Source organism: Streptomyces sp. MST-110588, assembly GCF_022695595.1.
Classification (GTDB): domain Bacteria; phylum Actinomycetota; class Actinomycetes; order Streptomycetales; family Streptomycetaceae; genus Streptomyces.
This window is the reverse complement of record NZ_CP074380.1, coordinates 2,379,090-2,398,280: the sequence shown is the minus strand read 5'-3', so window position 1 is coordinate 2,398,280 and position 19,191 is coordinate 2,379,090. Positions and strand designations below refer to the sequence as shown.

General features: G+C 72.5%; 19 protein-coding genes. 7 read left to right on the top strand and 12 right to left on the bottom strand.

Annotated elements, in window-relative coordinates; genetic code table 11:
- Positions 1-8: 8 nt before the first annotated feature.
- Together KGS77_RS10430 and KGS77_RS10425 are read right to left on the bottom strand one after the other, a co-directional pair.
- Entirely contained in the window at positions 9-689 is a 681-nt protein-coding gene (locus KGS77_RS10430) for a response regulator transcription factor (RefSeq protein WP_242580471.1), read from the bottom strand.
- Positions 686-1,936, bottom strand: a complete 1,251-nt coding sequence (locus tag KGS77_RS10425) for a histidine kinase (RefSeq protein WP_242580470.1) — start codon at positions 1,934-1,936, stop codon at positions 686-688. The genes KGS77_RS10430 and KGS77_RS10425 overlap by 4 nt, the downstream gene beginning before the upstream one ends.
- A gap of 209 nt (positions 1,937-2,145) precedes the next feature.
- Between KGS77_RS10425 and KGS77_RS10420 the strand changes: the two genes are divergently transcribed.
- A complete protein-coding gene (locus KGS77_RS10420) occupies positions 2,146-2,763 on the top strand; it encodes a hypothetical protein (RefSeq protein WP_242580469.1) in 618 nt (205 codons plus the stop codon).
- A 39-nt stretch (positions 2,764-2,802) separates the two neighbouring features.
- Here the strand turns inward: KGS77_RS10420 and KGS77_RS10415 are convergent, their stop codons facing one another.
- The 3 genes from KGS77_RS10415 to KGS77_RS10405 are packed head-to-tail and all read right to left on the bottom strand — an operon-like array spanning position 2,803 to position 4,948.
- On the bottom strand, positions 2,803-3,375 hold the full coding sequence (locus KGS77_RS10415; RefSeq protein WP_242580468.1) for a cob(I)yrinic acid a,c-diamide adenosyltransferase: 573 nt from the start codon (positions 3,373-3,375) through the stop codon (positions 2,803-2,805).
- Positions 3,376-3,385: 10 nt separating this feature from the next.
- Positions 3,386-4,141, bottom strand: coding sequence for an ABC transporter permease (locus KGS77_RS10410; protein ID WP_242580467.1), 756 nt, complete (start codon positions 4,139-4,141; stop codon positions 3,386-3,388).
- A 24-nt stretch (positions 4,142-4,165) separates the two neighbouring features.
- On the bottom strand, positions 4,166-4,948 hold the full coding sequence (locus tag KGS77_RS10405; protein WP_242580466.1) for an ATP-binding cassette domain-containing protein: 783 nt from the start codon (positions 4,946-4,948) through the stop codon (positions 4,166-4,168).
- Between the two features lie 80 nt (positions 4,949-5,028).
- Here KGS77_RS10405 and KGS77_RS10400 point away from each other — a divergent pair, with 80 nt between their 5' ends.
- The 4 genes from KGS77_RS10400 to KGS77_RS10385 all read left to right on the top strand — a co-directional run bounded on the left by KGS77_RS10400 (position 5,029) and on the right by KGS77_RS10385 (position 10,050).
- Positions 5,029-5,670 carry a TetR/AcrR family transcriptional regulator gene (locus tag KGS77_RS10400; RefSeq protein WP_242580465.1) on the top strand — a complete coding sequence of 214 codons (642 nt, stop codon included), beginning with the start codon at positions 5,029-5,031 and terminating at the stop codon, positions 5,668-5,670.
- A 135-nt stretch (positions 5,671-5,805) separates the two neighbouring features.
- The gene (locus KGS77_RS10395) at positions 5,806-6,654 is read left to right on the top strand and encodes a 3-hydroxyacyl-CoA dehydrogenase family protein (RefSeq protein WP_242580462.1); all 849 of its coding nucleotides are present in this window, start codon (positions 5,806-5,808) and stop codon (positions 6,652-6,654) included.
- Positions 6,655-6,811: 157 nt separating this feature from the next.
- A complete protein-coding gene (locus KGS77_RS10390; protein ID WP_242580461.1) occupies positions 6,812-7,135 on the top strand; it encodes an STAS domain-containing protein in 324 nt (107 codons plus the stop codon).
- 395 nt (positions 7,136-7,530) lie between these two features.
- Positions 7,531-10,050: an ATP-binding protein gene (locus tag KGS77_RS10385; RefSeq protein WP_242580459.1), complete on the top strand. Its 2,520-nt coding sequence runs from the start codon at positions 7,531-7,533 to the stop codon at positions 10,048-10,050.
- A gap of 219 nt (positions 10,051-10,269) precedes the next feature.
- Here the strand turns inward: KGS77_RS10385 and nucS are convergent, their stop codons facing one another.
- Positions 10,270-10,932, bottom strand: a complete 663-nt coding sequence (gene nucS / locus KGS77_RS10380; protein ID WP_242580457.1) for an endonuclease NucS — start codon at positions 10,930-10,932, stop codon at positions 10,270-10,272.
- Between the two features lie 215 nt (positions 10,933-11,147).
- On the opposite strand from nucS, the gene KGS77_RS10375 reads away from it, so the two are divergent.
- Positions 11,148-11,540, top strand: coding sequence for an SCO5389 family protein (locus KGS77_RS10375; protein ID WP_242580455.1), 393 nt, complete (start codon positions 11,148-11,150; stop codon positions 11,538-11,540).
- Positions 11,541-11,750: 210 nt separating this feature from the next.
- On the opposite strand, the gene KGS77_RS10370 is transcribed toward KGS77_RS10375, so the two are convergent.
- Positions 11,751-12,797, bottom strand: a complete 1,047-nt coding sequence (locus KGS77_RS10370; RefSeq protein ID WP_242580452.1) for an LLM class flavin-dependent oxidoreductase — start codon at positions 12,795-12,797, stop codon at positions 11,751-11,753.
- A 189-nt stretch (positions 12,798-12,986) separates the two neighbouring features.
- Here KGS77_RS10370 and KGS77_RS10365 point away from each other — a divergent pair, with 189 nt between their 5' ends.
- Positions 12,987-13,304, top strand: a complete 318-nt coding sequence (locus KGS77_RS10365) for an ATP/GTP-binding protein (protein ID WP_242580450.1) — start codon at positions 12,987-12,989, stop codon at positions 13,302-13,304.
- A gap of 85 nt (positions 13,305-13,389) precedes the next feature.
- On the opposite strand, the gene KGS77_RS10360 is transcribed toward KGS77_RS10365, so the two are convergent.
- From KGS77_RS10360 to KGS77_RS10340, 5 genes are all read right to left on the bottom strand, one after another.
- Positions 13,390-14,367 (bottom strand): ABC transporter permease, encoded by a 978-nt coding sequence (locus KGS77_RS10360; protein ID WP_242587402.1) that lies wholly within the window; start codon positions 14,365-14,367, stop codon positions 13,390-13,392.
- A 215-nt stretch (positions 14,368-14,582) separates the two neighbouring features.
- A complete protein-coding gene (locus KGS77_RS10355) occupies positions 14,583-15,893 on the bottom strand; it encodes an ABC transporter ATP-binding protein (RefSeq protein ID WP_242580448.1) in 1,311 nt (436 codons plus the stop codon).
- A gap of 199 nt (positions 15,894-16,092) precedes the next feature.
- Positions 16,093-16,866, bottom strand: coding sequence for an ABC transporter permease (locus KGS77_RS10350; protein WP_242580445.1), 774 nt, complete (start codon positions 16,864-16,866; stop codon positions 16,093-16,095).
- Between the two features lie 2 nt (positions 16,867-16,868).
- Positions 16,869-17,942 carry an ATP-binding cassette domain-containing protein gene (locus KGS77_RS10345; protein ID WP_242580444.1) on the bottom strand — a complete coding sequence of 358 codons (1,074 nt, stop codon included), beginning with the start codon at positions 17,940-17,942 and terminating at the stop codon, positions 16,869-16,871.
- A 210-nt stretch (positions 17,943-18,152) separates the two neighbouring features.
- The gene (locus KGS77_RS10340; protein WP_242580443.1) at positions 18,153-19,091 is read right to left on the bottom strand and encodes a cellulose-binding protein; all 939 of its coding nucleotides are present in this window, start codon (positions 19,089-19,091) and stop codon (positions 18,153-18,155) included.
- Positions 19,092-19,191 lie beyond the last annotated feature (100 nt).

Sequence of the window (19,191 nt, the reverse complement as noted above, 5' to 3'; positions counted from 1 at the left end):
AGGCGGCTTCACCCGTCCACGCCCACGCCCAACTCCCGCGCCAGCACCGCCGCTTGCACCCGGCTGCGCAGCTCCAGCTTGGCCAGCAAACGGCTGACATGCGTCTTGACAGTGGCCTCCGCCATCTCCAGGCGCACCGCGACATCGGCGTTGGACATCCCCTGCCCCAGGCAGCCCAGCACCTCGCGTTCGCGCCGGGTCAGGGAGTCCAGGACGGCCGGGTCCGGCCCCTGGCTGCCGTGCGCGGACCGGGGGCCGGCGAACTCCGCGATCAGCCGGCGGGTGACGGCGGGCGCGATCAGTCCCTCGCCGCCGGCCACGGTGCGTACGGCACCGATCAGCGTGGCCGCGTCGCTGTCCTTCAGCAGGAACCCGGCGGCCCCCGCCCGCAGCGCCCCGAAGACGTACTCGTCCAGGTCGAACGTGGTCAGCACCAGCACGTCCGCCAGGTCCTCGGCCACCACCTGCCGGGTGGTCGAGACCCCGTCCAGCCGGGGCATCTGTACGTCCATCAGCACCACGTCCGGCCGCAGTTCGCGGGCCAGCCGGACCGCCTCCTCACCGTCCGCCGCCTCCCCGGCGACCTCGATGTCGGGCGCGGAGCGCAGGATGAGTACGAGCCCGGCCCGTACGGCGGACTGGTCCTCGGCGACGAGCACCCGCACCGGGCGCGCGGCAGCGCCTGTCATCGTCGTTGTTCCTCCTCGTGTACCGGCAGTGCGGCCCGCACCTGCCACGTCTTGCCCGCCGGACCCGCCCCCGGGCCGGCCACCGGGCCCGCCTCGAACGTGCCGCCCAGCAGCGCGATCCGCTCGCGCATCCCCACCAGCCCCGCCCCCGACCCGGGGGCGCGCGGGCCCGGACGGTCACCGTAGGGGCTGGTCACGGTGACGGTCAGCGGCCCGCCGTCCTCGTGCGCCAGCGCCACCGTGACCTCGCCCGGCGCGGCGTGCTTGAGCGCGTTGGTCAGCGACTCCTGGACGATGCGGTACGCGGCCAGCTCGACCGGCGCCGGCAAGGCGGCCGGCCGCCCGTCGTCACCGGTGGTGCGGGCCGGGCGGGTGTCGTCAAGGGTGAAGGCCAGTCCGCTGCTCGCGCCGTTGGTACGGGCTCGGGCGAGCAGCGCCTCCAGCCCGTCCAGCGTCGGGGTGGCGGTGGGCTCCTCCGTACCGCCGGGAGCCTTGGTGTCCCGCAGCAGCCCGATCAGACGGCGCATTTCGGCCAGCCCCTGCACGCTGTTCTCACGGATCACCCCGAGGGCCTCGCGGGTGGCCGCCGGGTCGTCGACCGCCTGCGCGGCAGTGGCGTGGATCGCGATGGCCGAGAGGTGGTTGGCCACCATGTCGTGCAGCTCACGGGCCATACGGGTGCGCTCGGCGTGCACCGCGTCCCGGTGGTCCATCTCGGCCAGCAGCGCGGTCTGTTCGGCCATCAGACGGGCGGAGCGGGCGTCCTCGCGGTGGTCGCGGACGATCACACCGGTCCAGGCCGGGCCGACGGTGCCCATGCCGAAGACCACGCCGATCAGCAGGGCCTGCGGCTCGCGCAGCACCGCCACCGGCACGATCGTGGCGATCACCGTGAGCAGCACACACGACACCGGAACGCGGCGGGCGGCGGCCGGGGGACCGTAGAGCACGGCCGCGTAGACCACGTCCGTGAACATCAGCACGGTGGCGAGCAGCGTGCCGGTGCACACGTCCAGCGCCAGGGCGAGCACGGCCAGGGCCAGCGCGCCGAGCGGGACGCTCCGGCGCAGCAGCTCCGCGCCGGACATCATCACCAGGGCCACCAGCGTGCAGCTCTGCGGCAGGCCGAGCAGCGGCGGACCGCTGTGCAGCCCGAGCACCCACAGCAGCAGCCCGCCGAGCAGGCCGCCGGCCGCGATGCGCACGTCGACGCGGTGCGGGCGGGCGGGCAGACGGAGTGCGCTCACCCCTCCATCAAACACGGCGGGCGGCCGGCCGGCTTCCGCGCCCGGGGTGAGCGTGGGGAGCCCGTCCTACATCGAAGGATGCAGTGGTGGATCCTCACGCGCGACGACGCGGCCGGCCGCCGTGGCGGCGACGCTGGTGAGGGTGGGCCGCCCCGGCCCGTTCCCCGTGACACCCGTTGATACCCGTTGACACCCGAGAGGGGGCGACCGTGATCGCCGTGCTGATCATCGCCTGCGAGGTCGGCTTCTGGGTCCTGCTGGCGGCCGGCCTGGCCCTGCGCTACCTGGCCCGTAAACCGCGCGCCGGCGCGGCCGTACTCCTGGTCGAGCCGGTCCTGGAACTGGTCCTGCTGATCGCCACCGCGATCGATCTGCGCAACGGCGCGCCGGCGGACTGGAAACACGGCCTGGCCGCCCTCTACATCGGCTACACCGTCGCCTACGGGCACTACACGGTCAAATGGATCGACGGCCATGCCGCCCACCGCCTCGCGGGCGGCCCGCGGCCGTCCAGGCCCCCGCAGTACGGCCGGGCCCGGGCCCGGCACGAGTGGCACCTGTGGCTGCGTACGCTGCTGATGTGCGCCGTCGCCGCCGCGCTGCTCCAGATCGCGGTCTGGTACGTCGGTGACGGCGGGCAGAGCGCACCGCTGCGCGGCACGCAGTTCCTGGCGCTGCGCATCCTCGGCATCCACGGCCTGGTCGCGCTGTGCTACACCCTCTGGCCGAAGAAGGCCCCGGAACCGGAGGACCCGCAGGTGGCGGCCCAGGACGGCCCGCGGGAGACGGCCGCGGACCGCCCGTCCCGCTCCAAGACCCTGCTGTGAGGCGCGGACCGGCCACGCGCCCGGGCCGGTGCGCCGTCCCTACCGTTCGCCGCCCGGCACCCACAGCACGTCCCCGACCTCCTTGTTGGCCGTACGGGCCAGGATGAACAGCAGGTCGGAGAGGCGGTTGAGGTAGGTGGCGGTGAGCGGGTTCATGGTGTCGCCGTGCTCTTCGAAGGCCGCCCATGTCGAGCGCTCGGCGCGCCGTACGACCGTGCACGCCTGGTGCAGCAGGGCCGCGCCCGGCGTGCCGCCCGGGAGGATGAAGCTGCGCAGCTTCTCCAGGTCCTCCAAGAAGCGGTCGCAGTCGGCCTCCAGCTTGTCGATGTAGGTCTGCTCGACGCGCAGCGGCGGGTGCCCGGGGTTGTCCACCACGGGCGTGGACAGGTCCGCGCCCACGTCGAACAGGTCGTTCTGCACCCGGACGAGGACCTTGACGACCTCCGGGTGCAGCGAGCCCAGGGCGATGGCCACGCCGATCGCCGCGTTGGCCTCGTTGGCGTCCGCGTACGCCGCGATCCGTGCGTCGGTCTTGGCGGTACGGCTCATGTCGCCGAGGTGGGTGGTGCCTTTGTCCCCGGTGCGGGTGTAGATGCGCGTCAGATTGACCATACGGGGGAGCCTACGCCGCGGCCCTGCGGAAGGCCCTGGTGCACAGGGCCGTGGCCGCTACGGCGAGCCCGGCCGCGACCAGCGCGCCGTACAGCACGCTCGGCGCGGTGTAGTCGCCGACGTAGGCCGCCCGGACGCCGTCCACGAGGTAGCGCAGCGGCATGACGTGCGAGAGCACGTCCAGCCAGCCGGGCGCCAGGGCCATGGGCAGCATCAGGCCGGACAGCAGCATCGTGGGCAAGGTGGCCGCGTTCACGACCGGCCCGAACTCCTGCGGCGAGCTGACCTTCATGGCCAGCGCGTAGGAGAACGAGGACAGCGCGACGGTCGTCACGGCGACGAACGCGAACCCGATGAGGATGCCGCCCAGCGGCGCCCGCAGCCCCATCACCACCGCCGCCAGCACCAGCAGCACCGACTGCGCGGTGAACAGCGCCGCGTCCCGCAGCACCCGCCCCAGCAGCAGCGCGAGCCGGCTGACGGGCGTCACCCGCATCCGTTCCAGCACGCCGTACTGCTTCTCCAGGACGATGGCGAAGCCGCAGAACGACCCGCCGAACAAGGCGAGTTGGAGCAGCAGGCCGGGTACCAGGACCTGCCAGGAGCTGCCCCGGGAGGCCAGCGGCACATCGGTGAGCAGCGGGCCGAAGAAGAGCAGGTAGAGCAGCGGCATCAGCACGCCGAAGAGCATCTGGAGTTTGGAGCGCAGGGTCTGGCGGGCGTAGCGCCCGAAGATCAGGGCCGTGTCGGACAGGACGGGGGACATACGGGGCTCCTGGGGGAGGGGTGGTCAGACGGCGACGGGGGTGGTGTCCACGGGGGCGGGGCCGCGCCCGGTGATGGCGAGGAAGGCGTCCTGGAGGGAGGCGTCGGGCGAGCCGGCGTACTCCGTCTTCAGCGCGCGCGGGGTGCCCTCGGCGGCCACCACGCCGTGGTCCACGACCACGACCCGGTCCGCCAGCGCGTCCGCCTCGTCGAGGTAGTGGGTGGTCAGCACGACCGTGGTGCCGAAGTCCGTACGCAGCCGCCGGACCAGCTCCCACAGGCCGGCCCGGCTACCGGGGTCGAGCCCCGTCGTCGGCTCGTCCAGGAACAGCACCGCGGGCCGGTGTACCAGTCCCATGGCGATGTCCAGCCGCCGCCGCTGCCCGCCGGACATCGCCGCGCACTTGCGGTCCAGCAGCCCGTCGAGGCCGAGCGCGTCCGCCAGCTCCTCGGTGCGGGCCGCCGCCTCGGCCTTCGACAGGCGGTACAGGCGCCCCTGGGTCACCAGTTCCTCCCGTACGGAGACGTTCGGGTCGACGCCGCCGGACTGGGCCACGTACCCGGTGCTGCGCCGCACCCCGGCCGGGTCGCGGACCAGGTCGCAGCCGGCCACGGTCGCGCTTCCGCCGGTGGGCGCAAGGAGCGTGGCGAGCATCCGCAGCGTGGTGGTCTTCCCGGCGCCGTTCGGGCCGAGCAGGCCCAGGATCTCGCCGCGCCCGGCGGTCAGGTCGATGCCGCGCACCGCTTGGACGGTGCCGCGTTCGGTGGTGAAGGTCCGGGCCAGGCCGGACGCGTTGATGACTGCCATGCCGACAGAAAAACAGAGGCACTGAAAAATTGCAACGTCTCCAAAATTTGGAGAGGCCCAAGAAGACGTACGATGCGCACATGGCAGAGGGACTCAGGGAGCGCAAGAAGCGGCAGACCCGGCAGCGCATCTCGGACATGGCCACCGGCCTGTTCCTGGAGCGGGGCTTCGACGCGGTCACGGTCGCGGAGATCGCCGAGGTCTGCGAGGTCTCCGTCAACACCGTCTACAACTACTTCCCGGCCAAGGAGGACCTCTTCCTGGACCGCGGCGCCGGGCTGGTGGACCGCCTCCCGCGCTGCGTACGCGGCCGGCGGGTGGGGGAGTCGGCCGCCCGCGCCGTCCTGGACGAACTGCGCGAGCAGGTCGAAGCGGTGTCACCCACCGTCGGGCTCATCGAGGGCTACGCCCGCTTCATGCGGGTCATCGAGGGCGCGGCGGCCCTCAAGGCCCGGCTGTGGCAGCTCCAGCAGCAGCAGGCCGTCAGCCTGGAGGAGGCGCTGCGCGAGGCGGCCGGCGCGCCGCCGCCGGACCCGATGCCGATGCTGGTGGCCGGTCAGCTCAACTGGGTGCACTCCACCCTCATGGGCACCATCGGCCGCGAGATGATGGCCGGCCGCAAGCCGGCCGAGGTGTCCCGCGAGGCCCTCGCGCTGCTGGAGGAGATCGAGGACCTGCTGAGCGAGCGCGTCCTCAACTACGCCGTGCGCCGGGCGGAATGACGCCCCACCGGCCCGACGCGGTGTGATGTCCGTCATCCGGGGCGTGACGCGCATCTCTAACCCCCCAATGGATCGCTCACGGGCGCTAACGTCACCTTGAGAGCCGTTAAGTGCACAGCGTGTTAGGGGACAGCAGTGGCAAGGAAGCTCGCCGTCGTCGGGGCCGGACTCATGGGGTCCGGGATCGCACAGGTATCGGCCCAGGCGGGCTGGGACGTCGTCCTGCGTGACGTCACTGACGAGGCGCTGGCCCGGGGCAGGGGCGGCATCGAGGCGTCGTACGAGAAGTTCGTCTCCAAGGGCAAGCTGGAGTCCTCGGCCGCCGAGGCCGCGCTGGCCCGCATCACCACCACCACCGACCTGGACGCCGCCGCCGACGCGGACGTCGTCGTCGAGGCCGTCTTCGAGAAGATCGAGGTCAAGCGGGAGATCTTCCAGACCCTGGACAAGCTGGTCAAGGACGAGACGGTGCTGGCCTCCAACACCTCCGCCATCCCGATCACCAAGATCGCAGCGGCCACCGGCCGCCCCGAGCGGGTCGTGGGCACCCACTTCTTCTCGCCGGTGCCGATGATGGGGCTGTGCGAGCTGGTGCGCGGCCACAAGACCAGTGACGAAACCCTCGCCACCGCCCGGGAGTTCGCCGAGTCGGTCGGCAAGACCTGCATCGTCGTCAACCGTGACGTCGCCGGGTTCGTCACCACCCGTCTGATCTCCGCGTTGGTGGTCGAGGCGGCGAAGCTGTACGAGTCGGGCGTCGCCTCCGCCGAGGACATCGACATCGCCTGCAAGCTGGGCTTCGGCCACGCCATGGGGCCGCTGGCCACCGCCGACCTCACCGGCGTGGACATCCTCCTGCACGCCACCGAGAACATCTACACCGAGACCCAGGACGAGAAGTTCGCGCCGCCGGAGATCATGCGCCGCATGGTCGACGCGGGCGACATCGGCCGCAAGAGCGGGCAGGGCTTCTACGGGCACTGATGCCGGCCGGGGCCCGCGTCAAGCCGCGGGCCCCGGATCGCCACCCTCCGGGGTGAATTCGGTATCGGTTCGCTTACAGGCGGCAACTTCGCCGTATGAGAGGCAGTCAGTTCTGTTGACCTAGCACCACGACACGCATCACTCCCGGGGAGCGCATATGCACATCAGGGGCGACCACGCCGAGCTGGTCGTCGGGGGCCGCCTCGACGTCCGCAGCGCGGCGGACGCCCGTACGGCCTTGCACACCGCCGTCGACTCGGGCCACGGCGACCTGGTGCTGGACCTGACCGAGCTGGACTCCTGGGACGCCACCGGCCTCGGCGTGATCATGGGAGCGCACCGCCGCGCCGGGCGGGCCAACCGGCGGCTCGTCCTGCGGGGCGTCCCCCCTCAGATGCAGCGCCTGCTGGTCGCGACCCGGCTGCACCGCATCCTCGCCATCGAGGGCGGCATCGAAGCGGAATCGCTTCCGCGCGTCTGACACCGGACGCGAACCCGGGCACACCGGGGACGAACCCGGCGCGCCGGAGCGGGAACAGGGCGCCCGGACGAGGGTAAGAAGGCCGTCGCCGGGTACAAGCTCACCGCAAGAAGATCAATGGCGCATAGGCGAAGAACTCTCACAACACTGTGACGTTCCGGGCAGGACCGGACCCTGGCGTGTCAGAGATACTGGGCCGAGGTCTAAGGTTTTGGTTCCCCGCCGCGGGTCACGCGCCACGGTGGGCACCGGACCGGAAGCCGACGGCCGGGGGCGCCCCGGGCCGTGACCGGGGGAGTGCGGGCCACGGGAACAGCCGGTCCGTGTGAACGCCTCCTGGACGGGCATGCGCCGCGGAGGCGGAGTGGAATCAAGCGCATCTGGGGGGCTTTGACATGGACCCGAACAGCAACCGGGGAGCCGAGGAGTACGGCGAGCAGCCCCGCCCCGCCGAGTCACCGGCAACCCCCTCCGGCGGACCGGCCGGCGCTCCCGGAGGGCTCGCCCGCACCGCCCAGCTCGTCTCGGGACCCTATCTCCTGACCGTCAACCCCGTGGACGGAAGCGAGATCGAGCCCTGCCCGCCGGGCGAACAGCCCGCCACACCCGAGAAGCACGGCCCCCAGGAGCGGGCCGCGCAGGCCCGTGCCGCCGCCCCGCCCGCCCCCTCGGGCACCACCACCGGCACCCCGGCCCGCACCCGTCCCCTCCTGGAACGCGCGGAGGAGACCGAGCGCCTGGTACGGCTGCTGGCCCGCGGCCGTTCCGTACGGCTCACCGGGCCCAGCGGCTCGGGCCGTACGCGTCTGCTGGACGCCGTCGCCACCGCCTGCGCCGACCTCGCGCCCGACGGCGTCATCCGCCTCTCCGGCTACCACCGCACGCCGACCGACGTGATGTACGAGCTGTTCGCGGCCGTCCACCGCGCCCCCCTGCACCGTCCCGACCGCGGCGAACTGCTGCGGCTGCTCGGCGACATCGGCGCCATCGTCGTCCTGGACGACCTGGAGTTCGGCGGCGCCGCGCTGGACGAACTGCTGGGCGCCACCCCCGAATGCGCCTTCCTGCTCGCCGCCACCCCCGACGTCGCGGCGCCCTCCGCCGGCTCCCACCTCGAAGAGGTCTTCCTCGCCGGCATCGGCCGCGACGCCTGCCGGGAACTGCTCGAAGACATCGTGGGCCGGCCTCTGAGCGAGGAGGAGACGGCCTGGGCGGCGGACCTGTGGTTCGAGTCCGAGGGGCTGCCGCAGCGCTTCGTGCAGGCCGGAGCGCTGCTGCGACTGCGGGCGGAGCAGGCCGCCGGTACGCACGCCACCGGCGAGGAGCCGGCCGGCGGAGCGCCACTGCCGACGGTGGCCGAGATGGCCGCGCCCGCGCCGCTGCTCGCTGCCGGGCTCGGTGAGGCGGCCCGCGAGACCCTGCGGCTGGCGGTCGCACTCGGCGGCGAACTGCCCCACCAGGCCCACCTGCCCGCCCTGGCCGGGGACGAGAACGCCGACGCCTCCCTCGGCGACCTGCTGGACTGCGGGCTGGCCACCCCGGCCGGACGGCACTACCGGCTCGCCGCGACCGTACGGGACCAACTGGTGGCCGCCGGGTACGCCGACGGCGCCGCCGAGCGGGCCGAGGCCGTCGCCCGGCACTACGCCTGGTGGGCCGGACACCCCTCGGTCACACCCGAGCGCGCCGCGGACGAGGCGGACGCGATCCTGGCCGCGATGGGCGTACTGACCACGAGCCCGGAGAGCGGACACGCCGGCACCGCCGTACAACTGGCCCGCGCCGCGGCCCCGGCCTTCGCCGCGGCACTGCACTGGAGCGCCTGGGAGCGCAGCCTGCGGCACGGCCAGGAAGCCGCACGGCGCTGCGGTGAGGTCGCCGAAGAGGCGTACTTCCACCACGAGCTGGGCGTGCTCGCGCTGTGCACCGGCAACCTGGACAAGGCGCGCGCCGAACTGGAGGCGTCCATCGGTCTGCGCGGGGTGCTCTCCGACCGCAGCGGTGCCGTCGCGGGCCGCCGTGCGCTGGCCCTGGTAGCGGACCGCTCCGGCACCTTCGCGCCGGTCACCACCGCCGCCGCGGCCGGCGAGGAGATCCCGGACGCCCGCTCGGAGGAGTCCGCCTCGCCGCCCGGCGGGGTGGCCTCCGTGCTGCCGACGGCCCGCCCCGCCGACGAGACCGCACCCACCGTGATCACCCCCGGGGCCGCGGCGGCCACCGCCCGCCCCGCCACGGGCCGCAAGCGGCTGCTGATGCTCACCGGGGCCCGGCGCAACCTGGTGGCCGCGGGCGCCGGCGCCCTGCTGGCGGCCGTGCTGGGCACCGTCGTCACGCTGGGCGCCACCTCCGGCACGGACGACGGGGGCGGCGCCGGCCGGGTCAAGACCGACCACTCCGCGCAGCAGGACCAGGGTGGCGGCGGGCTGCCCGCCGACCAGCCCGGCCGTCCGGGCGCCACACAGGCGCCCGGAACGGTGTACAAAAAGAGCCAGCGGCCCGGCGGCGCGGGCGGCCACGCCCCGGGGACCACCGGCAACCCGCAGAGCAGTTCTCCGGGAGCCGGTGACGGGCCCACCACCGGCGGGCCCGGCGGCCCGACCACCGCACCGACGGCTCCGACCACCCGGCCGACCGCCCCCACCACCCAGTCGACGCCTCCGACCACCCGGCCGACCGCCCCGACGACCAAGCCCACGGCTTCCACCACCAAGCCCACCACCAAGCCGACCGCGCCGACCACCGAGCCGACGCAGAAGCCGACCGGTCCCACGCAGTCGCAGACGGCGACCGGCCCGTCGACCGGCGGGACGGGCGGTACGGGCAGTACGGGCGCCAGCGAGTCGGTGACCAGCGCCCCCGCCTCGTCCGGAGGTTCCGGGAGCGGGCCGCGGTCCGGCAGCGGCACGCCCGTCTGACCAGGCGGTACGAGTACGGTCCACAGGGCCGCCGCCCCCGGCCGTACGCCGTGCCAGGACGGCACGGACGAAGACGGCCCGGACGAGGACGGCACGGACGAAAACGGCCCGGTACGTGACCGGCCTCCCGCGGCGAGCGGGGGCGGTCCCGTACCGGGCCGTCCGTGTTCCTGCTGCTCTCCCCGGCTTCTGTCGTGCTGCCGGAGCGCGGCAGGGCGGTCAGAACAGCCGGAGCTTGTCGTCCTCGATGCCGCGCAGCGCGTCATAGTCCAGCACCACACAGCCGATGCCCCGGTCGGTGGCCAGGACGCGCGCCTGCGGCTTGATCTCCTGGGCCGCGAAGACGCCCTTGACCGGAGCCAGCAGCGGATCGCGGTTGAGCAGTTCCAGGTAGCGGGTGAGCTGCTCGACACCGTCGATCTCACCACGCCGCTTGATCTCCACCGCGACGGTCTGGCCGTCCGCGTCCCGGCACAGGATGTCCACCGGGCCGATGGCTGTGGGGTACTCACGCCGGATGAGCGAGTAGCCCTCGCCCAGTGTCTCGATGCGGTCGGCGAGCAGTTCCTGGAGGTGGGCCTCCACACCGTCCTTGATGAGCCCGGGGTCCACCCCCAGCTCGTGCGAGGAGTCGTGGAAGATCTCCTCCAGGGTGATGATGAGCTTCTCGCCGCCCTTGTTCTCCACCGTCCACACATCACCGTCCCCCTCCTTGAGGGAGCAGGGCGGCGACATCCAGTTGAGGGGTTTGTAGGCCCGGTCGTCCGCGTGGATGGAGACGGAGCCGTCCGCCTTCACAAGGATGAGGCGAGGGGCCGAGGGCAGGTGGGCGGTGAGCCGGCCCGCGTAGTCCACGGAGCAGCGGGCGATGACGAGACGCATGGTGCGCCACGCTACTCGACCGGGGGCCGCCTACGCGATTCGCCCCTGAACCGCTCCGTTCGGTGATGGCCGGTTGTATGCGCAATCTCCTGGTGCGGCATCGTCCGGCGCAATACGGTTGAAGGCGGGGGGTCGTGATACGGACACGCTCCGTTGCGGCCCCCTTGTCCCATCCCCGAGGTCCCGCTCCGGTGGGGCCGCGAGAGGAGAACCTCATGTCGCTCGACGTCTCACCGGCCCTCCTGGAACAGGCCGAGCGAGGCGAGGTGGACGAAGCGGAATTCCTCGACTGCGTCCGGACCTCCCTGCCTTACGCATGGGGGATGATCAGCTCCCTGGTGGCCCGGCTGGAAGTCGACGGTGGTCCCATCGCCGACAACCAGACGCCTCCGCCGGACGAGCAGGCGCGCGGGCAGTTGCTGCGCGCGCTGGCGAGTGACGCGATACGCGGGTCGTTGGAGCGCCATTTCGGCGTACGTCTCGCCTTCCAGAACTGTCACCGGGTCGCGGTCTTCCCGCTCGGCCCCGCGGCGGACGACAGACTGGCCGCCTTCACCTCGATCCGCGGTCAGCTTTTGAACCAGTCGCCCGAACTGCGCGACTGCTGACGTGACTTGCTGCCGCGGTGCACGCGGGATGTGACACCCCTCGTGGTGTCAGTGCACCGCCGGCAGCACCGCCCGCCGCGCCTGCCGCGACCCATCACCCGACAGCCCGACAGCCCGACCGCAGCGCAACCCGGCACCGCCACACGAGCACCGCAACACGGCACCGCACCACCGCAACACGGCACCTCCGCGGCCCGGTCGCCGGCCGGCTCACGGAAGCTGCGGGAGCACCTCGGCGCCCAGCCGCCGTACGTTCTCCTCGGTGGCCGCCAGATCACCGGAACCCTCCACCAGCAGGGCGAAGCGCCGGATACCCGTCCGCTCGGCGGACTGCGCCAACCGGTCCGCGCACAGCCGTGGCGTACCCACCGGGTGGAGCCCGCACAACAGCTCCGTGTAGGCCAGCGGATCACGCATGGCGCGGTACCGGCCGTCGACCGTTTCGTGGGCCGCGAGCCCGCGCCGCAGCCAGCCCGGCATCGCCTTGGACAGCGCCTCGGTCGCGTCCTGACGGGCGTCGGCGATCTGCACCACGCCCGCCGACACATGACCGGCCGCCGCCACCTCCGCGGGGTCGTGGCCCGCCTCCAGCGCGATCCGCCGCCACATCGCGACCATCTCCGCCTTGTCCTGGTCGCCGCAGTGCATGCCCAGCAGCATCGGCAGGCCCAGTTCGGCGGCCAGCCGTACCGACTTGGGCGAGGTGCACGCCAGGATGACCGGCGGCCCGGCCGGCCCGGCCGGTGACTCCTCCGGCCCCAGTGGCTCGTCGGGCCGGGGCACGACCGCGACCTCCCTGAAGGTGTAACGCCTTCCCCGGGCACCGACGCGCGGCTCGCGCAGCCAGCGCAGCAGCAGCCCCAGCGCTTCGGGGAAGTGCTGTTCGTACGCCGCCAGACCCGAGTCGAAGACCTCCAGGTCCACCCACGGACCGCCCCGGCCGACGCCGAGCGTGAAACGCCCGCCGGAGGTCAGATGCAGCAGTGCCGCCTGCTCCCCGAGTGCCACGGGATGCTGGTTCGGCAGTACGCTGACCGCGGTGCCGACGCCGATGCGGTCCGTTCGCCCGAGCAGCAGCGCGGCCAGTGTCGTGGCGGACGGACACACGCCGTACGGAACGAAGTGGTGCTCGGCCAGCCAGACCGCGTCGAGCCCGGCTTCCTCGGCGACCTCCGCCGACCGCACTGCCCGGTGCAGTGCCTCCCCCTGTCCCTGGCCCGGGAATTGAGCGGCCAGGATGAATGCCCCAACGCGCATCGCTCTTCTGCCTCCTCGCAGCCGACGCGACATCCCCCTAACACGCAACAACGTGTGACACGTGCCAAAGGCACGGCCTGTCATGAAGTTTCCAGATGATCGCAGGATCTCAGTAGGCGGCATCCGTCCTGACGGAGCCGCGTACGCTGGTGACAGCCCGTTACCCCCTCAGATCTGCCGAGGTGCCCAGTGTCCCCGCGTCGAAACCGCCCGCGCAGCGGTGAGAAGCCCACCGATCAGTCGGAGGGTGGCCGCTACGGTCTGGAGCGTACGGAGGAGTGGCGCGGCGAGGACTGGGTCGTACGGCAGATGGCGGGCGGCGGCGCGGCCAAGCACTACCGCTGCCCCGGCTGCGACCAGGAGATCCCGCCCGGTGTGGCGCACGTGGTGGCCTGGCCGCAGTACGGCGACGTGGACGACCGCCGGCACTGGCACAAGGCGTGCTGGAACGCACGGGACCGCCGCAGCGCGCGGCTGCAGCGGTCCCGGAACGCGCCTCGGTACTGAGGTACCGCGGTGCCGAGGTACTGCGGTACCTCAGTACGGAGGGCGTGAGGTGAGCGGGCGGGCTCCTTTATGAGAGCGCGGGCGCTCAGACGTCCCGCGTGGCGAGGGCGGCGTAGGCGCCGCCCAGTGCGACGGCGGTCACCCCGGTGATGATCCACAAGGGGGTCCAGCCCATCGGGGCGGACGGCAGCAGCGGGATGTCGTACAGCGCCGCCAGCGCGCTCGGCACCGAGTACTCGATCAGCGCCTCCTGCACGGGCTTGAGCGACTCGCCCCGGAGGAACAAGGCCAGCAGCAGGGGCAGCAGCACCACGCCCATCATCGTGCTGATCGCGCCCGCGGAGTGCCGCAGCAGGGTGCCGACGGCCAGCGCCAGCAGGCCGAGCATCGCCACGTACAGACCGGCGCCGACCGTGGCGCGCATCCACTGGTCACCCGTCGGTGCGGGGCCGTTGAGCAGGCCGCAATCCAGCAGCGCGACCAGGGCCGTGCTGACCGTCGTGATCACGAAAGCCAGCCCGAAGAAGACGATCGCCTTCGCGGTCAGCACCCGGGCGCGGCTGGGGCAGGCCGTCAGGGTCGTACGGATCATGCCCGTGCCGTACTCCGAGGAGATCGACAGCACGCCGAGGGTCATCACGCACAGGCTGCCCAGCAGGACGCCGACGAAGCCGAGGCCGAGCACCGGGTTCATCTCGCGGTCCGAACCGGCGGCGACGGCCGCCAGCAGCCCGATGCCGGCGATGAGGAGCACCATCACGCCCAGCGTCCACATGGTGGAGCGCACGGACTTGATCTTCGTCCACTCGGAGGCGAGGGCGTGGCCCAGGTGGGCGGGGCGTACGGGGATGGGCGAGACGTAACCGGCGTGGCCGCCCTGCCAGTTGGCCTGCGGGCCGCCGGGCTGTCCGCCGTGCTGCCCGGGGTGGCCCTGCTGGTGATGCGGGGCGGGGGCGGCCTGCTGCGGGAGCCCGCCGGCGGTCGCGTACGCGGGCTGGGGCTGGGGCTGCGGCGCGGCCTGCGGGGCCGCCTGGGGTACGGGCGGCTGGGCCTGGAGCATCATCGTCCCCGGGTCCTTGCGCGGGGCCTGCGCCGGGGGCTGCTGGGGCCGCTGCGGCTGGGCCTGGAGCATCATCGTGCCCCCTTCCCGAGCCGGGGCCTGGGCGGGCGGCTGGGCCGGCGGCTGCGGGGCGCCCTCAGGGGCCGCCGGCGCATCGGCCGGGGTGGCGGTGTCCTCGCGCTCGGGCTGCGCCGGTGGCTGCGGCTGCTGGGGGCTGGTCATCGGGCGTCCTCGCTGTGGGGCTGGGTGGTGTCGGCGGGGGCGGCGGGCCGGGCCGCGGGCGGTGGCCCGGCGGGCTGCTCCGGATGCGGCTGCCCGTACGGCTGCGGCTGCCCGTACGGGTTGGGCTGTCCGTACGGCGCGGCCTGGCCCGGCATCGGCGGCGGGTATCCCTGGCCCTGGGCGGCCTGCGGGGCGTACGGGTTGGGCTGCCCCGGCTGTCCGTTCTGCCCCGGCCCGCCGGCCGCGTACCCCTGGGCCGGGAAGCCCTGCGGCGCCTGGCCCTGCTGCGGTACCTGGCCCTGGGGCGCGTACCCGGCCGGGACCTGCTGCTGGAGGCCGGCCCGCGGGTCGGCCGTCGAGCGGTAGTCCACAGCGCCCTGCGTCATCCGCATGTACGCCTCCTCCAGGGACGCCTGGTGCGGCGAGAGCTCCCACAGCCGGACGTCCGCGCCGTGCGCGAGGTCGCTGATCCGCGGCAGCGGCAGGCCGGTGACCCGCAGCGCCCCGTCCTGCTCCGGCACGACCTGCCCGCCCGCCTCGCCGAGGACCGCGCTGAGCTTCTCTGCTCCGGCACGAGCCTCGCCGAGGACCGCGCTGAGCTTCTCGCGCAGCTCCGGCTCGGTGGGGGTACGGACCCGGGCGAAGTCCGCGGAGTTGGCCGAGATGAAGTCCTTGACGGACATGTCCGCCAGCAGTTGGCCCCGGCCGATGACGATCAAGTGCTCGGCGGTGAGCGCCATTTCACTCATCAGGTGGGAGGAGACGAAGACCGTACGGCCCTCGGAAGCGAGCTGCTTCATCAGGTTGCGCACCCACAGGATGCCCTCCGGGTCCAGGCCGTTGACCGGCTCGTCGAAGAGCAGCACCTGCGGGTCGCCCAGCAGCGCCGCCGCGATGCCCAGCCGCTGGCCCATGCCCAGCGAGAAGCCCTTGGAGCGCCGCTTGGCGACGTCCTGAAGACCTACGACGCCGAGCACCTCGTCCACCCGGCGGGCCGGGATGCCGGAGAGCTGCGCCAGGCTCAGCAGGTGCTGGCGCGCGCTGCGCCCGCCGTGCACCGCCTTGGCGTCGAGCAGGGCGCCCACCTGGCGCGGGGCGTTGGGCAGGCTGCGGAAGGGGTGGCCGCCGACCGTGACCCGGCCCGAGGTCGGTGTGTCCAGGCCCAGGATCATCCGCATCGTCGTGGACTTGCCGGAGCCGTTGGGCCCCAGGAAGCCGGTGACGGTGCCCGGCCGTACATGGAAGGACAGGTTGTACACGGCTGTCTTGGCGCCGTAGCGCTTCGTCAGACCGACTGCCTCGATCATTCTCCGCCCCTCGCGAGATCGTTCGGGGCAGAGGTGCTCTCGTACCCCCGTACGCGTTAGGAGGTTATCGGGAGGCTGACGGTTCCCGTCAAAACGGGTGACGGCTCATGGGGCGCTTGGGGCGTCGGGTGGGGTGGTTCACGCTCGTGTGGGACGGTCCACGCACCGCGTAGGGCGGTTCCCGCATCGTGTGGGGCGTTCAGGCGTCGCGCTTCTTCAGCAGCACGTACCCGCAGAGCAGGGCCGCGGCCGTCCATGCGGCCATGATGGCCAGCCCGCCCCACGGCCCGTACGGAACCTCGTCGTCCGCGGGCGCCACCACCTGCATGATCTTCTGGCCCGCCTGGTCCGGGAGGTACCAGCCGATCTTCCGGGTGGCCTTGACGCCGCCCAGGATGCCGGAGATCAGGAAGAAGAACGGCATCAGGACGCCCAGCGAGAGCATGGGGCTGCGCAGCATCGCGGCCACGCCCATCGAGAAGACGGTGATGAGCGTCATGTAGAGCGCGCCGCCGAGGACGGCGCGCAGCACGCCGGGGTCGCCGAGTTCCGCCCGGTGCTCGCCCAGCACGGCCTGGCCGACGCAGAACGCCAGGAAGGACGTCACCAGGCCGACGGCGAGAGCCGGCAGCGTGGCGACGGCGATCTTGGAGAAGAGGAAGGTGCCGCGCTGGGGGACGGCGGCCAGGGAGGTACGGATCATGCCGGTGCTGTACTCGTTGGACACCACCAGCACACCGAAGACGATCATCGCGAGCTGGCCCAGGCCCATGCCGGAGAAGCTGACGTGGGTCGGGTCGAAGGTCAGCCGGTCCACCGTGGACAGGGAGTCGAAGTCCTTCTTGACGAGCAGGCAGACCAGCGCGCCGACCAGGACGGTGACCAGCAAGGCGATGCCCAGCGTCCAGACCGTGGACCGCACCGACCGGATCTTCGTCCACTCCGACCGCAGGACGTGGGGGACCGCCGCCATCGTCAGGCTCCCTTCTCCGGCTGGTCGGGTCTGCCGGGCCCGCCGCGGCTGCCGGGCTTCTTGGGCCGGCCGGCCCGCCAGCCGGCTCCCCAGCCGCCGTCCGCGGGCGGCGCCCCCGGCCCCGGCCCGCCGGTTCCCGGCCCGCCCGGCGGGACCGCGGAAGGCGACGGCCCCGAATGCGCGTGGTACTCCACCGACTCGGCGGTGAGCTGCATGAACGCCTCTTCCAGGGACGCGTGTTGCGGGCTCAGCTCGTGCAGGACGATCCCGTGCCGGGCGGCCAGTTCCCCCAGTTGGTCCGCCTCCGCGCCGTCGATCTCCAGTGCGCCGTCGCCCGTCGCGACCGCGGCGATCCCGGCGCCGTGCAGCACCTCGCGCAGCCGCTCGTACTCCGGCGAGCGCATCCGTACGTACGACCGCGAGTTCTGCCGGATGAAGTCGGCCATCGAGGTGTCCGCCAGCAGTTTTCCCTGGCCGATGACGATCAAGTGCTCGGCGGTGAGCGCCATTTCACTCATCAGGTGGGAGGAGACGAAGACCGTACGGCCCTGGGCGGCCAGCCCCTTCATCAGGTTGCGGATCCAGTGGATGCCCTCGGGATCCAGGCCGTTGACGGGCTCGTCGAACATCAGGATCTCGGGGTCGCCGAGCAGCGCGCCGGCGATGCCCAGGCGCTGGCCCATGCCGAGCGAGAAGCCTTTGGAGCGCTTCTTGGCCACCGCGGTCAGGCCCACGGTGTCCAGCACCTCGGCCACCCGGGCGCGCGGGATGCCGTTGCTCTGCGCCAGGCACAGCAGGTGGTGGTAGGCGCTGCGCCCGCCGTGCACGGCCTTGGCGTCGAGCAGGGCGCCGATGGAGGTGAGCGGGTCGTGGAGCTGCCGGTAGTGCCTGCCGTCGATCAGGACGCGGCCGGCGGTCGGGTGGTCCAGGTCCAGCATCATCCGCATGGTCGTGGACTTGCCGGCGCCGTTGGGACCGAGGAATCCGGTGACGACACCGGGCCGTACGGTGAAGGTGAGGTCGTCCACGGCGGTCTTCTCGCCGTACCGCTTGGTCAGCCCCGCAAGCTCGATCATGTACAGCACGCTAAGCTCCCAAAAGGGGCATTGCCACTTGAAAGCCGTCCGCCCGCCTGTTCATAAGGCGGGCGGGCGGACGGTGCGTGCGAGGGAACGGGACACGAACGGGAACAGGGACAGCAGGGACGACAGGAAGGTGTCGCGGGACGGGCGGGACAAGCGCAAACCCGGGGACAGCGGCGATCAGGAATCGTGTGCGGCGGCGCCTCAGCGGGACTGCTGGGCGGGCACGCCCCGGGAGATCGGCTCCTCGTCGGCGGGGGAGGAGGCCGCGGCCACCGCCGCGCCGGTCAGCGTCGCCAGCATCTCGCGGACATTGGTGAGCTGCGCGTTGATCGAGTCGCGGCGGTTGGTCAGGGCCGCCAGCTCCCGCTCGGACTCGCTGCGGATACGGTCCGCCTTGGCGTTCGCGTCGGCCACGATGTCCTCGGCCTGGCGCTGCGCGGTCTCCACCGTCTGACGGGCCCTGCGCTCCGCGTCCGTACGCAGCTTCTCGGCCTCCAGGCGCAACTGCTCGGCGCGGTGCTCGATCTCCGCCAGCCGCTTCTCCGCCTTGGCCTGCCGGGAGGCGAGGTCCCGCTCGGACTGCTCGCGGCGCTTGGCGAGGTTTGTCTCGAAATCGGCGGCGGCCTGCGCGGCCTTGGCGCGGGTCTCCTCGAAGAGGGAGTCCGCCTCCTCGCGCTTGGACTGCGCGTCCTTCTGCGCCTCGGCCCGCAGCGTCGCGGCGTCACCCTTGGCCTTGTCGACGATGCGGGAGCCCTCGTCCTCCGCCTTCGCCTTGCGCTCCGCCGCGAACTGCTCGGCGTCGTTACGGACCTGCTGGGCGGCCGACTCGGCCAGTTCACGGTGCTGCTCGGCAGCCCGGCGGGCCTCCTCACGCAGGTCCTTGGCCTCCTCCTCCGCGAGCCGGAGGATCTTCTCCACACGTGCGCCGAGCCCCGCGTAGGACGGTTCGGCGTCGTTGACCTGGGCCTGGGCGTTCTGCGTTTCGAGGTGCAGCTCCTCGATCCGCTTTTCCAGCGAGGTGATTCGGGCCAGTGCGCTGTCACGGTCGGCGACGAGCTTCGTAATGCGGTCGTCCACCTGACCGCGGTCGTACCCACGCCGCACGAGCTCGAAGCCGAAAGGGGAGGAAGTGTCGCTCATGGGGTTCCTGTCCAAAGAGACCGGTGAGGTGATAAAGGGAATCCTAGGGGCCCGGGTGGCGTGTCATCGAGTCATTGCCGGTTTCATACGGACTCCGGCC